Source organism: Staphylococcus pettenkoferi, assembly GCF_002902685.1.
Classification (GTDB): domain Bacteria; phylum Bacillota; class Bacilli; order Staphylococcales; family Staphylococcaceae; genus Staphylococcus; species Staphylococcus pettenkoferi.
The window spans coordinates 86466-100964 of record NZ_PPRN01000006.1; the positions used below are offsets into that span (position 1 = coordinate 86466).

The 14499-nt window shown below is 38.8% G+C and carries 16 protein-coding genes; 4 read left to right on the forward strand and 12 right to left on the reverse strand.

From position 1 onward, the window contains the following. Nucleotides 1-44: 44 nt before the first annotated feature. Genes CD126_RS01450 through CD126_RS01460 form a run of 3 tightly spaced genes read right to left on the reverse strand, consistent with a single transcriptional unit; the run spans nt 45 to nt 2232 of the window. On the reverse strand, nt 45-1007 hold the full coding sequence (locus CD126_RS01450) for a 2-hydroxyacid dehydrogenase (RefSeq protein WP_049406582.1): 963 nt from the start codon (nt 1005-1007) through the stop codon (nt 45-47). Between the two features lies 1 nt (nt 1008). Then, on the reverse strand, nt 1009-1794 hold the full coding sequence (locus CD126_RS01455; protein WP_049406580.1) for a TIGR01457 family HAD-type hydrolase: 786 nt from the start codon (nt 1792-1794) through the stop codon (nt 1009-1011). Nucleotides 1795-1809: 15 nt separating this feature from the next. Further along, nucleotides 1810-2232: a DUF86 domain-containing protein gene (locus tag CD126_RS01460; RefSeq protein WP_002472273.1), complete on the reverse strand. Its 423-nt coding sequence runs from the start codon at nt 2230-2232 to the stop codon at nt 1810-1812. Nucleotides 2233-2465: 233 nt separating this feature from the next. Here CD126_RS01460 and CD126_RS01465 point away from each other — a divergent pair, with 233 nt between their 5' ends. Further along, nucleotides 2466-2732 carry a DUF3055 domain-containing protein gene (locus CD126_RS01465; protein ID WP_002472197.1) on the forward strand — a complete coding sequence of 89 codons (267 nt, stop codon included), beginning with the start codon at nt 2466-2468 and terminating at the stop codon, nt 2730-2732. 129 nt (nt 2733-2861) lie between these two features. Here the strand turns inward: CD126_RS01465 and CD126_RS01470 are convergent, their stop codons facing one another. The 7 genes from CD126_RS01470 to CD126_RS01500 all read right to left on the reverse strand — a co-directional run bounded on the left by CD126_RS01470 (nt 2862) and on the right by CD126_RS01500 (nt 10193). Continuing rightward, the gene (locus tag CD126_RS01470; protein ID WP_049406574.1) at nt 2862-3251 is read right to left on the reverse strand and encodes a YutD family protein; all 390 of its coding nucleotides are present in this window, start codon (nt 3249-3251) and stop codon (nt 2862-2864) included. 540 nt (nt 3252-3791) lie between these two features. Then, nucleotides 3792-4721 (reverse strand): lipoyl synthase, encoded by a 930-nt coding sequence (gene lipA, locus CD126_RS01475; protein WP_002472238.1) that lies wholly within the window; start codon nt 4719-4721, stop codon nt 3792-3794. Between the two features lie 156 nt (nt 4722-4877). Further along, nucleotides 4878-6212 (reverse strand): bifunctional metallophosphatase/5'-nucleotidase, encoded by a 1335-nt coding sequence (locus tag CD126_RS01480; protein WP_049406572.1) that lies wholly within the window; start codon nt 6210-6212, stop codon nt 4878-4880. Between the two features lie 17 nt (nt 6213-6229). Further along, nucleotides 6230-7054 carry a sulfite exporter TauE/SafE family protein gene (locus CD126_RS01485; protein ID WP_103369921.1) on the reverse strand — a complete coding sequence of 275 codons (825 nt, stop codon included), beginning with the start codon at nt 7052-7054 and terminating at the stop codon, nt 6230-6232. Between the two features lie 12 nt (nt 7055-7066). Continuing rightward, a complete protein-coding gene (locus CD126_RS01490; protein ID WP_103369922.1) occupies nt 7067-7915 on the reverse strand; it encodes a DUF72 domain-containing protein in 849 nt (282 codons plus the stop codon). Between the two features lie 166 nt (nt 7916-8081). Beyond that, complete coding sequence (locus CD126_RS01495) at nt 8082-9152, reverse strand: NAD(P)H-dependent flavin oxidoreductase (protein ID WP_103369923.1); 1071 nt, start codon at nt 9150-9152, stop codon at nt 8082-8084. A 15-nt stretch (nt 9153-9167) separates the two neighbouring features. Continuing rightward, a complete protein-coding gene (locus CD126_RS01500; protein WP_049406564.1) occupies nt 9168-10193 on the reverse strand; it encodes a hemolysin family protein in 1026 nt (341 codons plus the stop codon). Between the two features lie 415 nt (nt 10194-10608). Here CD126_RS01500 and CD126_RS01505 point away from each other — a divergent pair, with 415 nt between their 5' ends. The 3 genes from CD126_RS01505 (at nt 10609) to CD126_RS01515 (ending at nt 12408) form a co-directional block, all read left to right on the forward strand. After that, on the forward strand, nt 10609-11523 hold the full coding sequence (locus CD126_RS01505) for a hypothetical protein (protein ID WP_103369924.1): 915 nt from the start codon (nt 10609-10611) through the stop codon (nt 11521-11523). Nucleotides 11524-11601: 78 nt separating this feature from the next. Further along, nucleotides 11602-11829: a hypothetical protein gene (locus CD126_RS01510; protein ID WP_049406559.1), complete on the forward strand. Its 228-nt coding sequence runs from the start codon at nt 11602-11604 to the stop codon at nt 11827-11829. Nucleotides 11830-11919: 90 nt separating this feature from the next. Beyond that, the gene (locus CD126_RS01515) at nt 11920-12408 is read left to right on the forward strand and encodes a hypothetical protein (RefSeq protein ID WP_049406557.1); all 489 of its coding nucleotides are present in this window, start codon (nt 11920-11922) and stop codon (nt 12406-12408) included. A gap of 203 nt (nt 12409-12611) precedes the next feature. On the opposite strand, the gene CD126_RS01520 is transcribed toward CD126_RS01515, so the two are convergent. Continuing rightward, entirely contained in the window at nt 12612-13232 is a 621-nt protein-coding gene (locus CD126_RS01520) for a hypothetical protein (protein WP_049406555.1), read from the reverse strand. An 18-nt stretch (nt 13233-13250) separates the two neighbouring features. Continuing rightward, nucleotides 13251-14129: a hypothetical protein gene (locus CD126_RS01525; protein ID WP_103369925.1), complete on the reverse strand. Its 879-nt coding sequence runs from the start codon at nt 14127-14129 to the stop codon at nt 13251-13253. Between the last annotated feature and the right edge of the window lie 370 nt (nt 14130-14499).

The following is a 14499-nucleotide window of genomic DNA, read 5'->3' on the forward strand; positions in this document are numbered from 1 at the left end:
ACCGGCACGTTACTCTACACGTGTCGGTTTCTTTGTGTTCTACCTTAACTTTTAACTTCAGTGACCGCTCGGCCCTCAGTTAAGACACCACGGATGTTATCGATACAGAGCTGAATCATGTCATTGCGCGTCTGTTCAGATGCACTACCGATATGAGGCAAGACGACAGCTTGAGGCAGTTCAAGGATAGGATGGTCCATGTTAATCGGCTCTTGGCGTAATACATCCAGACCACATCCACCAATTTCTCCCTCTTTCAATGCCTTCACAAGCGCTTCTTCATCCACTATCGCGCCACGTCCAATATTGATAAAGATAGCGTCGTTTTTCATTTTACTAAAGGCAGTGGCGTCAAATTGATCTCGCGTCGCATCGGTCAAAGGCGCCGTACACACGACGTAATCTGATTCCTGTAACAACGTATCGAAATCAACGTATTGCGCATTCAACTCCGTTTCAGCATCTTTGTGACGAGAACGATTATGATACAAGACAGTCGTGTTGAAACCTTGCAAACGTCGTGCGAATGCTTTACCGATAGCACCCATACCAAAGATACCTACTGTCGATCCATGCAAGTCTTTGCCAGCTAATAGATATGGCCCCCAACTTTGCCATTCGCCATTCTGTACGTAGTGCTCAGCTTCTACCACACGTCTCGCTACAGTAAGTAATAACGTTAGACCGAGTTCAGCCGTCGTTTCAGTTAAGACGTCTGGTGTATTCGTGATTGTCACACCATACTGGCGTGCTAAATCTAAATCAATGTTGTCGTACCCTACTGCCATGTTAGCGATGACTTGCAAATGAGGTGCTGCTTCAAACACCTCTTGATCGATACGCTCACTTAAAGTAATGAAACATGCCGTCGCATCTTTCAACTCTTGTAAAAAGCGCTCACGTGGCATAGGTTCATAACTTTCTTCCCACATGATGACTTCGCCCAATTGCTCAAGCTGACGTATAAATTGATTTGGAATTTGTCGTGATACTACAATCTTAGTCAACTTAATCCGCTCCTTCGAGTTCAGCGATCACTTCATTTAAATCAGCGAACGTATAAGTCGGTGGAATATCTTTCTCAGCGAGTTCTTCTTTCGTTGTCACGCCTGTTTGAACGTGAATCGTGTCGATATCAATATTAATGCCAGATAGGATATCCGTATCGTATAAATCGCCAATCATTGCCACATTCTTTTTATCTAAAGCAAGAATATCTAACGCTTTGTTCATAATTATGGGCTCAGGTTTACCGATGAAGATCGGATCTACGCCTGTAGAAACAGAAACCACACTCGTAATCGCCCCGTTACCTGGCATGAAGCCACGTTCTTTCGGAATTGAGACATCTTTATTGGTTGAAATAAACTTCGCACCATTTCTTACTGCTAAGGTCGCTGTAGCTAATTTGTCGTACGTCACCGCTTCGTCCAATCCAATCACGACGTAATCGACGAACTCGTCATCTTTCAACTTTAATCCGTGTTCAGTCAATGCTGTACGAAGACCACTTCCACCCAGCATATAGACTGTGGCACCTGGATCTTTATCCGCGATAAATTCTGCAGTTGCAAGCGCAGAGGTCACCACTTCGTTACTGTTCGCCTCTACACCCATCGTATGGAGTTTATCTGCCACTTGTTCGGGTTCTTTCGTAGAATTATTGGTCACGAATAGATGTGGAATTTCATGTTCATTGAGATAATGAATAAATTCTGCTGCACCATCAATTTTTTGGTTACCTTGATACATCGTTCCATCTAAATCGATTAAATAACCTTGATATTGCTTCATCTTCTGTTCACTCCTTTATTTTCCAAAAGCAGTAATAGGTACATTCTCATTCTCTAAAAACTGTAGAACTTCTTTGACGAAAGTTTGATATACAGGCACTGCACGATCGAATAGCGGCACTAACGCTTCTGTATCGAGTTCATCGTAGCGGTGCACGAATTGCTTACGGTTAGCCACTGTTTCATTAACCACCTGTTGCGTATCTTTAGAAATGACACCTTCAAGCTCTAATATATCAATTACATCTTGATAATTTCCGGGATCTCGCAAGATAAAGCCGTCAATAATCATATTTCCGATATCCACTGCAGATTCAATCAACATTTGCGCTATACGTTCAAAGGCATAGCGATTCGCTTTATTCTCCGGATAATCTTCAGTAAGTTGTTGTAAATAATTTAATTTATCTTCAAGTTTCTGTTTATTTACAAAGTACATGGTATTCACCTCTTAAATAGTTTCGTAGTTTGAATCTACTACTTTATCTTCACACTTACTTTCATGATACCATAATTTTGAACCCGCATTCATACACGCCAATTGTGAGTAATGATTTCTTATCAACAAGGCTTAAGGCACGTGTTACAATAGATACCAAGTTCGCTATCTCTATTGATAGTTATGATTGTAAAATGAATGTACACACTTTTTACGAAAGTGAGGACGAGATAATGATAGATATGTATTTATATGATGATAACGAGCCAGCACAAGTCCAATTTGTCGGCTTCGTAGGAGAAGAAAGTCGCTATGACTTAATGTTAATTCAAACAGACCGCCATTACGGTAAGACGATTGTGTTAAATATGCAGAATAATCGCTATGGACTCATCGGCTCGGATGATTTAGAAGAAGAAGGCTATGTCGCTTATGCGTTAGGCGTCAATGAAGCAGAAGGCGAAGAAATTCAAAGTTATTTGAATGAAGTGATTCAGTAATTTTTTTGTTATTCATGTAACATTTTTTAATTATATTTTTCTTAAAAACGGGGCAATGAAATTCATTTGATTCCATTACCCCGCTTTTCTATGGGCTTAAAGATTTAAATGACCTTTACAACCACCCTATCACTTCTCAGTATCTTGAATGGTAGGCTTAATCTTAACGTCTTTCAATTTATCATCCCATACATCTACATCTTGTTCATGCGTTTCTTTTTGCTCTAACAAGCGTTTCAACTCCTGACGTGGAATACGTCGTAACACAAAGTAAGGGCAGCCGAAATTACAATACTCCAACAAATAATCCTGAATTGTAGAGAAACGTTTACTCATATCCACTTTTTTATTGGCATCTTTATAGAAGCCTTTTAATCTCAGTTGTTCGTAACCGATATCTCCTACCACATAATCATATTTATCCAGAATTTCAGAATATCTTTTCGCAAATTGCTCCTCATTGAAAGCTTCACGATAATCTTCAATTAGTTCAAAGTATTTATCATCAATATTAATCATAAACTTTGCTCAATCCTTTATGTATTTCCAGTTTCTCTTAAGTCCTAAAAGTTATAAAAAGAGGTAGAGACCTCACTGTGCTACTCGTAAATACTCATTGCTCACGAGTTTAAAGAACTCATTTCCATGTGGATGTGACGCAAGTAATTTAGAATGCCGTCTCGATCTCACATCAGTTCTCAACACGATTGTCTCAACCTCTTCCTCTTTATTAAAATAACGAGTTCAGGACATATATAAGATGGATTTATTTTTCAATGTGAGGACTCTCGCTTGCATATGGGACCACACTCAACTAATTCCTCTCGCTCAGAGAGCTCTAGGAATGGATTTTCATTGTGGTCTTGTTCCATCATGCGTCTCGAGTCGACATTGAAAATTGACTTTAAATTTAACTAAATTAGAAGTTATTACCATCTCATTATTTATTGTTAGACAATGTCCTAAACTCTTTAATACTATTCATCTATATATAAACTGGTTGTAGTCATTATATGATACGCTTTTGATTCTATGTCCTACCCTTGATTCCTGTGCGACTTATTGATTTGTTTCAGCACTGAGTTGTTCTTCACCCATACGTTGTTTTTCTTTAGCTGCTTCGTTAACTTGTTCGTCAGCGTGGTAAGAACTACGTACTAATGGACCTGCTTGGCAGTGTTTGAAGCCTTTTTCAAGAGCAACCTTTCTCAACTTACCAAACTCTAAAGGTGTGTAGTATTTTTCAACTTTCAAGTGTTTACGTGAAGGTTGTAAGTATTGACCAATAGTTAAGATGTCTACATCATTGGCACGTAAGTCATCCATAGTTTCGTAGATTTCTTCGTATGTTTCACCTAAGCCAAGCATGAAACTAGATTTAGTAGGGATGTCTGGTTGTAATTCTTTAGAACGTCTTAAGAATTCTAACGTTCTGTCGTATGTCGCACGCGCACGAACTCTTGGAGTTAAACGACGTACTGTTTCGATGTTGTGGTTAAGAATATCAGGTCTAGAAGCCATTAATGTTTCAAGTGCTTCGTAGTCCCCACCCATATCTGATGGAAGAATTTCAATCGTTGTATATGGATTACGCGCTCTTACTTTACGTACTGTTTCTGCATAAACGTTTGAACCTTGGTCGCGTAAGTCGTCACGAGCAACCGCTGTGATAACCACGTGTTTCAAGTTCATTAATTCAACAGATTCTGCCACACGTTCAGGCTCGTTTAAGTCTAACTCGTTAGGTAAACCTGTCTTAACCGCACAGAAACGACACGCACGTGTACATACCGCACCGAGAATCATAAATGTTGCTGTACGACGTGCACCCCAACATTCATGAATATTAGGACATTTCGCTTCTTCACACACTGTGTGTAAGTTTTTTTCGCGCATCATTTTTTTCAAACCAGTGTAGTTCTCGTTCGTGTTAAGTTTAATCTTTAACCAATCCGGCTTACGTAGGATTTCCTCATTTTTTGTAGCCATAGCAACGAACACCCTCCTGTATAGTTCTCCTATCTATTATAACGAAAATAAGTATAAATGAAAACGCATTAGCGACCTTGACTTTAACAATTTCTCGCTATCGTTCAAATCTTATTCACTTTTACGCTGCTCAGTCAAAGCCACTCAAACATCATATTACTCAACGTCTTCAGCTACTTCTGTCAATTTCATCTTGAAAATGTCTCGCAGAAATTCTGGCATGATATACTCAATCGCTTCGCCTTTCAGCATCGGGAAGTAACGACCGAAAGTGTACATATCAACCGTGCCCAGCGAGTATGTTTCTTCATCATAAACCTCACGCTCTCCAATGAAATAACGACCTTCCGATTCGATAAAGCCGATATTGTAAAGCACGTAGCCACCAAAGATATCTCCACGGAAACCGAGTCCTTGCGCATGTTCATTAAGATATTCTTGTTTCTGACTCTTATCAATAATGGATTTTAATGTGTCACCTTTCAAACGCACGCGGACCGCATTAATTGGGTGTGGCAGCATTTGATGAATGTCGTATTCTGTCACTCGATCTTTATTAATTTCAGTGACAATTAATCCTGCATTAATAATACTACCTTCTGTATGAGTAAATTCTTGCAGACTTTCCGCAAGCATATAAGCAGTCTTAGAAATTCGATTCGTCGTACGTGGTAAATACATCGGATGGTCGAGTACAGGTGTATCCATCAAACGTTGTCCTTCTTGAATGAAGTTCGTTTCGACTTCTGGCAAGGTATCGAGCGGATGCAAGATCGCACTTTTACCCACTACTTGACGTTGCTCAATATCAAGCGTCACTTCACCTAGGAAATGACCATACTTACCAGCAGCAGCCATTAATACACCATTCTGCTCTTCACCATGCTCAAAGTAATGATGCGTGTGACTGCCAAGAATCAAATCAATCTCAGCTAACTCTTGGCATAATTGCTCATCGAAGAAGATACCGACGTGACTCATCACGATTAAGATATCATACTGGCCTTCATAGGAATGAATTTCATCTTTAATCGCTTCAAGCGGATCTGTAACTACCCAGTCTAACGCACGATAGAATGGCGTGAATGGTGCCGTCGCTGCAACGAAGAGAATATCGACATCTTCCACAGTTTGGATATGTGAAGACACCATGTTACGAGGCAACTTCCCTTCTTCGTCAAACACGTTTGCACACGTCACAGGGAAATTCGCATCATCATATAGATGATTCAAGGCCTCATGAGAAATCGTCATGCCCTCATTGTTCCCTATCGTAGCAAGATCGCATTGTGCATTATTCAGTAACTCCACGTTCTTCAAACCTGCCGTTGCTTCTGTTACAGGCAAGGAGAGATCGACGTGATCTCCTATATCTAAATAGAGAGAGGGATGCGTAAGCTGAGGCCGATGTTCTTTCATATAAGCATCAATGCGCGCATACTCGTGAAGATGACTGTGAATATCATTCGTATGATAAATCGTGAGCTTCATCTCTCATTCCCTCCTTTTTATAAAAATGATTTGATAATTAAATAAACACCCATAATCAGTAATACTGTTCTAAGCAAGAGTACGACCGTATCAGACTTAATGGTACGGTTAATTCTCACACCTATTTGAGCACCGATGATACTTGAAATAATCAAGACAAGTGAGTAACCCCAAGCGACATGTCCTTGTACCATGTGGCCTAGTGAGCTCATCAAGCTTGAGAAGAAGATCATTAACATACTCGTACCGACTGCCACGTGTGGTGGAAAACGGAAAACGATAAGCATTAACGGTGTCATCAAAGCGCCGCCACCAATACCAAATAAGCCAGTGAGAATTCCGATAAATAATGTTGCTACGAAGGCGAAAAGGGGCGGCACGTTGTAATGATACGTTACACCTTCGTTATCCGTATACGAACGACGATACTTCTCTTTATTAAACAATTGAATCGGCTTAATTTTATTTCTGATAATCAACAATACAGCAACTAATATTAGGAATATACCGAAGTATAAATCGAATGAATTTAAAGTTAAGAAACGGCTTAATACTGAACCAATGAGCGACCCTGGTAAGAGTCCAAATAGAAAGATTGAACCATTTTTGAAATCAACTTGTTTCGATTTCATATAGCCAAAGGTTGATGACAAGCCTGTCACAATGAGTATGACAGAAGATGTTCCTATCGCAATCTGGGGTGTGATGCCTTGCAGTAAGTCATGTTCTACCCCTAAATAGATTAAGGTTGGCACTATAATCAAACCACCACCGATACCGACTAACGAACCCAGTATCGCTGATAGAGCACCAATTAATATCAAACAAATAATTGTTAGCATCTAAATCGCTCCTCAGAAAAGTTTTAATTGTTGTGGTGCTAACCCTTCATATTCAATGCCGAGTATCTCTTGATAAGTCTGAGCATTCTGAGCAGCATGTCCACCCGAATTGTTGTTAAATACGACATAGACTTTAGATGTCTTCTGTTCTAAGATCTTCACTTTCTGTGCCAAATCTTCAAGTTCTTCCTGACTATAGTTATATAAATAACGCACGTCACGCCATGTTTGATCACTCATATCTTGTTTCGTCCAACCACTCGTATTACGGCCATGATAGCGTACGAGCGCGACATCACTCGTCACTCGGTTGACGAGAGGCACACTTCCTTGACCGACTTGTGGCTCGTCACAAACAGAATGGATGATGTGGTTCTGAGTAAGAAACGACAACGTCTCTTCTTTAAATTGCGGTGTAAACCACGATTGATGACGAAACTCCACACACATCGGATAGTCTTTCAGTTGTTCTCTGACGTAGCGAATATATTGGATATTGCGCGCATTACAGTCAAACCATGGTGGAAATTGAACGAGCACCATTGCCAACTTCTGATGTTGCTGCAAAGGTTGAAGCATCTTCTTGAAATCATCAAATAACGCCTGTCTCGACTCTGCAAACTCTTGATAATCTGCATGTAGTGTCAGCGCTTGATGGCTTTTCACCACAAACTTAAACCGCTCAGGCGTTTCTTTAATCCATTTATTAATATTTCTTTCAGGTTGTATCGCGTAATATGTAGCATCTAATTCCACTACAGAAAAATGACTGGCATAAGTCTTTAATTTGTCCGTGGAACGTTGCACATCTTCATATAATGAATCATGATCGCCCCAACCTGTAAGTCCAATTTCAATCATAAACTATCACCACATTCATGATACCACATCTCGTATACCCCATTCATTGAATTCATTCGCTTTTACAAATTCTTAAAAGGTGGATAAAAGCGAATAAATAAGACCCTGAGTCTGCGTAGAAATACGCTCCATGCTTCTCAGGGTCCTCAATAATTAATATATTCTACTATGACTGAAGTATTGTTTCCGCTTCTTGCACAATTTGTCGTACTAACTCAGCTGCAGAAATCGTGCGTGCTAAACGTGGAGATTGACCACTCCATAGATGCGTATACTCTGCATCGCCCTCTCGTGCAGCTGTCTTACGAATCGCAGTCGTCAATTGGTTCTGAATTGGATATTCAGGTATTTCACCTTGATAGTCAGCGAAGTGAGAGATAAAGCGATTGCGAATACCTCGCGCAAACTTACCACTATAGACATTCGTAATCGTAGGTTGTGTTTCATTGCTGTCGAGTATCGCTTGCTTTTTAAGCGCTGAAGCCCCACTCTCTTCAGTAGTTAAAAAAGCTGTACCGAATTGCGTCGCTTCTGCGCCAAGGGCTAAACTCGCCACCAGACCACGACCGTCCATCATACCACCCGCAGCAATAACGGGCACGTTGACTGCATTTACCACTTGCGGGACTAATGACATCGTACCAATCAATGGCGGTTGGTCTGCTTCATCTACGGTAAACGAACCGCGGTGGCCACCTGCTTCACTTCCTTGCGCTACGATCGCATCCATTCCTGCACTTTCTAGCGCTTCCGCTTCTTCTACCGTCGTCGCAGTACCTACTAGCGTCGCACCTGATTCTTTCAAACGTTGAATCGTGGACTGTGACGGAATACCGAACGTGAAAGCCACCACAGGCACCTGTTTCTCAATCATTAACTCAATTGCGCTGTTGAAATTGCGTTCTTCTGCATCCATATCCACTTCAGGTTCACTCACTTGGTAACGTTCACGTAACGGTGCCAAATGTTCTTGCATCTCTTCAACTTCATCTGGATCATAAATCGCATCTGATGGCACAAATAAATTCACTGCGAACGGCAAATCCGTCAGTTCTTGAATTTCGATAATCTCTTGACTAAGCTGTTCTGGCGTCATATAACCTGCACCAATCATACCTAAACCACCACTATTGCTTACAGTGGCGACAAGCTCAGGTGTCGTACTCCCTGCCATACCGGCTTGAATAATCGGATATTTAATTCCACATTGTTCCGTGATACGCGTTTGAAGTTTCATCATTACGCCCTCTTTCTATTTCTTCATTCTTTGAAACGACTTAACGTTACGCTCTAATTTACGTTGTTCCTCTTCATCCATTTCATCTTCAATTTCCATACCAAGCATATCTTCAATTAAATCTTCATGTGACAAGATAGCTTCAGTTCCACCATATTCATCAAGAACGATAGCGAGATGCTTGCGCGTGATTGTCATTTTACGCAAAGCCCATTCAGCTCGGTTATGTTCATTCACAAATAGGGGTTGAGATGTATAGTCCAGCAACTGCTTATCTAAATTACGGCTCCAAGCGAGCAAATACTTCGAGTGAAAGATGCCGACAATATTGTCGATATCGCCATCATACACTGGATAGCGTGTATAAGGATGTGAAATGACCGTGTCATAAACTTCTTCGTAACTCGCCTCTTTGGAAAAGGCTGTCACATTAATTCGTGGTGTCGTATTGATATCCGTAATCTTTAGTTTGCCAAAGTCCATCACACCTTGAATACGATTTCTTTCCATCTCGTTAAAAGCACCTTCACTACCCGCAATGGTCACCATCTGACGAATTTCTTCCTTAGAATAATGTTGAGACGTCGTTTCGCCTCTTGAAAGTAAACGATTGATACCATCTGTTAACGCGTTCAAGATCTTCGTTATGGGTTTAAAAATAATGACGAAAAACTGGATTGGTGTGAAGACCAAGCGCGCAATGCGATCAGGATATGTCGCCGCGACAGACTTCGGAATTACTTCAGAGATGATGATAATTGCCACCGTCGTCACTGCTGTTGCAATACCTACATTGAGGCCAAGTCGCACAGCAAGAATCGTTACCAACGTAGGAAGAATGATATTCGCGATATTATTTCCGATGAGAATCGTCGTTATAAATTCACTCGGCTTATTCAGCAGATTCACGAGTTTCTGAGCTTTAGAGTCACCCTCATTCGCAGCCGTCTGAATCTTCATGCGATTTGCCGCCGTTAACGCCGTCTCACTTCCCGAGAAGAAGAACGAGGCAAATAACAAGATGATAATCGATATAACCATAGATCTACAACCCCTTTATGTATGTCTAATTTGTTGAATCATCTTACGTTAATACTATAGGATAAATCATCTTCAAGTAAAATACCTTGAACTGCAATATAGCCATATTTTTAATCTACCCTTTTATAAATAGGGCGAGTCTCAAAAACCGAATGCTTAATGGTTCGCTTCGTTAAAAGATAAGTTAATTTATAATAAATTTACTATTTCATTCATGAATAGGGTGTGATATCGTAACCTATGTCAGTGTGAATTGTGTGATGCATTGTGATAGTGGGTCATTACATATACATAACAGTGATTTTACTGAATATTCATATCTTATAATATTAAAAGTGCATGCGAACGTATCTCGTCTTAGCATAAATCTACAAGCATTGCACAGCACATCGAAGATTCTACAGGAGGTTATATTATGAAGAAGTTACAGTTACTCGGTTCAACATTACTTTGCTCAACTCTATTACTCACAGGTTGTCAAAGTCACGAAGACAAGGTGAAAGAGGAGAAGAAACAAGAAGCGAAGAAGAAAGCTGATAAGAAAAAGCAACAAAAAATCGAAAAAGACTATCGTGAGCACGCTAAAACATTCTTTGAAGATATGTATAGAGGTGCCCATGCAAGTAATATTAAAATCGATGACCCTGATGGTGATAACAAGGACTTTAGACGTCGAGATAAAGAACTAAAGAAAGCTTACAAGAAATATAAGGATGGTATGGGTAAATATCCAATTAAAGATACTGAAAATAAACAAATAGATCAATTTATTAAAGATATTTATCAAGTCGATAAAGCGAACCATGATTATGAAAGTAAACTGCGTGACATTAAAGGATTAGATCCAAAAATCATTAGAAAGTTAATGTTACAAGAATACTACTATTATGATTTCACAATGTTAATCATCGGAGGGAAATACGAGTCTCTTGATTTTGAAGACTTATTTGATAAAAAGACATCAGATTATATAAGCACAATTATTACCGATGGCAATAATAATCCACAGAATACAATGGCCAACTTTATCGGACGTCAAGGTGAAGGCAAAGAGGCAACTAAAGATCAATTGAAACAACTACCAAAAATGAGTTTAGATCGTTATAGTAAAGTTGTTACTGATAAATCTGTTGAGACAAAGTCTGCAGATAGAACGAACAAAGCAATCGATAAGATAAATAAACATTTAGATAAAGATTCTAAAATAGCTCACGTTAAAGACAGTGTCAATTCACATCTTTATACCGCAATTGGTGCTGAAGATGAAATGTTTGAGTATCAAGATGAATATAAAGAAAAATTAAAGCAAGCAGAAGCGCAGGGTAAATAATCTTTCCGACTCCCTACGATAATAACAATGGCTCAAAAATAAAACGAAACCAAAATGATTTCAAACGAGGTAAATATCATGTACAAAAATTTCAAACTGATAGCTATTTTGATGCTTACAACTTTAATCATTCTTACCGGCTGCGAATTACCTATTAAAAAGAAATCTGATTATCCAACAACTGCGAAAAGGTTTATAAGTCAGTTGGCTGTAAACAATCAAGACGTTCCCTCCTCTTATAAAGAGGTAATAGCTATTGATAAAAAGCATCAGAAAGATCTTGAAAAATACTATAAAGAGTATTAAAACAACATTGATAAAAATGATTTAAAGAATAAAGACTATAAAAAACTTGATCATATCCTTACCGAAATCTATGAAGTCAATCACGATTTCATGAAAAATATAAATCAAATTGGTAATGTTAAAAACATAGATGAATCTACTTACACGAAACATTTAGAACAATACTTATATTTAGGTGAAATGCTGACTAGTAATGTTGCTATCGAACTAGATGAATTTAATTTAGAATATGATGAAATTTTAGGTGAAAAGCACGCATCTATGTTAGAAGATTTACTTACAAATGAAGAAATGCCAACAACTCAACTTAGATTTTTTGCTTATAAGCAAGACCACGGATACGTCGTACCTAAAAACCAACGTTCTAATATATCTAAAATCGATTTAAATAAATATCAAGACTACACTACGAAAAGGCATAATAAAAAACTTTCTAAACAAAATATTAATGAAGTAATTGATTCGATTAATAATAAACTAGATGATGACATTCAATTCAAACATGTTGATGATACTATGCCTGCATGTATAGTAAGTACTTTATCAGAAGAACTCAAAGCCTTAAATAAGTATGCCTAAGTACACACCCTATTATCTTAGCGAAAATATTTTTTAATGCTACTAAAAGATTAACAAAAAGTTATAAAGAAGAAGCGCAACTCAAAGTTATCACTAGCTTAGAGTTGCGCTTTTTAAACTTATCTTTAAGTTGTTTACAAATCTTCTCAGTCGTTACTTGCGAGCATCTTTCCTTTAAACCTTCCACTGCTTTCGATGACCTATCACTCTGGTTGGTCAGAAATATTAATCTTATCTTTCATTTCATCTAAATCTTTCGCTTTATGGTATTTATGGACGATACGCTTGGTATTAAATTTTATTCCGCCCTTATGCATATCTTCAAATTTAAACGGACTCTGACTACCAAATAAGATAATTTCTTTCTGACTGACTGCGATATATGAGCGATAAGGTCCCTTATTAGGCTGCACGACATACACTTTCATACCATCTGGCGTATGTTCGATATTAGCTTTGTGTAGTTGCAACTCAGAAATCGATTTATATTTATCCTTACCTTTTAACCCTTGATATTGCAACTCATATTTACCTCTTTTTAACTCTTTCGCCGTAATCATATAACGATCGACATTGCGCGCATGAAGCGTCATTGCAATGAGCGCTTTATCATCATAATCCGCTTGATGATTTTCACTTTTACCATGAGATGTCGCATGATCGTCCTTAGATGTATGGTCTGACTTCGACTGTGAGCTATGCTTCTCCGTCTTCTTAGCGTGAGAAGCCGTGTCAGAATCCTCATCATTTGAATGATTGAACCCGCAACCTGACAATATCGTCGCCGAAATCAGCCCACAACATACGAGCGTTCTCACTTTCATCTTCCCATCCCCTTTACTTTAAATTTCTTCTCCATCCTCATTATATTTCGTCACATTGCCATCTTCATCAATAATATACGAACCACGCAAGTTCCCTGCTTTATCCGTATATGAGAAGCCCCAATTATCACCATCAGTCTTTTCAGGCTCTTTGAAAATGTACTTATCGGTATTTAAAGCATGGCCTTCATAGTCCTCTACTTTATCTATCACATTACTACGCGTCACTTTCGTATCACTATCTGACGAATCATTATCTTTCGCTTTGTAATGACCATAACCATCATTACCCTTCAGATTAGTGAACAACGCCGCATACTTATCAATTTGCGCTTGCGAAGGATGCTTCAATTTAAACACTTCACCGTTATTCAGAATACGTTGTGATTCCTTTCTACTATAGTCATCGTCCATCCAACGGCGATCTTGGAAGTGATTCGGCACACCATAAACAGTTATCGTTCCATCATTGTTGTTCGTATAATGGATAATTCCTCGTGCTCGTGGAGTCGCTACGATGAGCTGCATACCGTCTGGATAAGATGCGCTATCCACATCATCGAACGGATTCATCTTATTACCGGAAACGTCACTGTGCATGAACTCAACAACATCTGATGGCCCAAATACTGTCAGCCACACTTTAGCATAATACTCAGCCGATTGTGTATTCTCTTGATGCGAATTAGAACTTGAGTTACTGTTGTCTTTCTTCTTCGCAAAGCGATGCACGTTCTTTTTCTCATGATGTTTCTCGTTGTGATGACTCTCGTGCTTCTCGTTGTTAGTTGACTTCGAACCGTGTTGACCTTTACTATCTGAACTGCCATCATTTCCACAAGCCGCGAGCAGTAGTGATGTGACGAGGAGTCCAGACACAATATATTTTTTATTCATTCACTCATCTCTTTTCAGTAAAAGTATTATATTTTCGTGGCCCAATCAAAGTATGATCCTTTGCGATTATTATACTATATTTTCAGTAAAATGAATGCGTTTTATTTACGTTTCTTGAGTATGTAAAAAGGCCACGTTGCAAGTTTGGCAACGCGGCTGGTTAAAAAATCTACTTAAGTAATGATTCACTAAATTCAGACCATGCTAATGAGATCTGTTCAAACTTATAAGGATAAACTAACTTTAAATTATCTAAATTTGACTCAATAAGAACATTATTAGAGTTTATCGTGTTAGGCTTATGCACCCTTACATGACAATAATCTTTTGTAATATATTGCAGAGTAGGACCTGTCTCTTATACACATCT

Excerpts from the sequence above, each read along its gene's own strand:
- CD126_RS01525 (WP_103369925.1), bottom strand. The coding sequence starts at position 14,129 with ATGAATAAAAAATATATTGTGTCTGGACTCCTCGTCACATCACTACTG.
- CD126_RS01515 (WP_049406557.1), top strand. The coding sequence starts at position 11,920 with ATGAAAAATATAAATCAAATTGGTAATGTTAAAAACATAGATGAATCT.
- lipA (WP_002472238.1), bottom strand. The coding sequence starts at position 4,721 with ATGGCTACAAAAAATGAGGAAATCCTACGTAAGCCGGATTGGTTAAAG.
- CD126_RS01460 (WP_002472273.1), bottom strand. The coding sequence starts at position 2,232 with ATGTACTTTGTAAATAAACAGAAACTTGAAGATAAATTAAATTATTTA.
- CD126_RS01510 (WP_049406559.1), top strand. The coding sequence starts at position 11,602 with ATGTACAAAAATTTCAAACTGATAGCTATTTTGATGCTTACAACTTTA.
- CD126_RS01500 (WP_049406564.1), bottom strand. The coding sequence starts at position 10,193 with ATGGTTATATCGATTATCATCTTGTTATTTGCCTCGTTCTTCTTCTCG.
- CD126_RS01485 (WP_103369921.1), bottom strand. The coding sequence starts at position 7,054 with ATGCTAACAATTATTTGTTTGATATTAATTGGTGCTCTATCAGCGATA.
- CD126_RS01520 (WP_049406555.1), bottom strand. The coding sequence starts at position 13,232 with ATGAAAGTGAGAACGCTCGTATGTTGTGGGCTGATTTCGGCGACGATA.
- CD126_RS01470 (WP_049406574.1), bottom strand. The coding sequence starts at position 3,251 with ATGATTAATATTGATGATAAATACTTTGAACTAATTGAAGATTATCGT.
- CD126_RS01480 (WP_049406572.1), bottom strand. The coding sequence starts at position 6,212 with ATGAAGCTCACGATTTATCATACGAATGATATTCACAGTCATCTTCAC.
- CD126_RS01490 (WP_103369922.1), bottom strand. The coding sequence starts at position 7,915 with ATGATTGAAATTGGACTTACAGGTTGGGGCGATCATGATTCATTATAT.
- CD126_RS01505 (WP_103369924.1), top strand. The coding sequence starts at position 10,609 with ATGAAGAAGTTACAGTTACTCGGTTCAACATTACTTTGCTCAACTCTA.
- CD126_RS01455 (WP_049406580.1), bottom strand. The coding sequence starts at position 1,794 with ATGAAGCAATATCAAGGTTATTTAATCGATTTAGATGGAACGATGTAT.
- CD126_RS01465 (WP_002472197.1), top strand. The coding sequence starts at position 2,466 with ATGATAGATATGTATTTATATGATGATAACGAGCCAGCACAAGTCCAA.
- CD126_RS01495 (WP_103369923.1), bottom strand. The coding sequence starts at position 9,152 with ATGAAACTTCAAACGCGTATCACGGAACAATGTGGAATTAAATATCCG.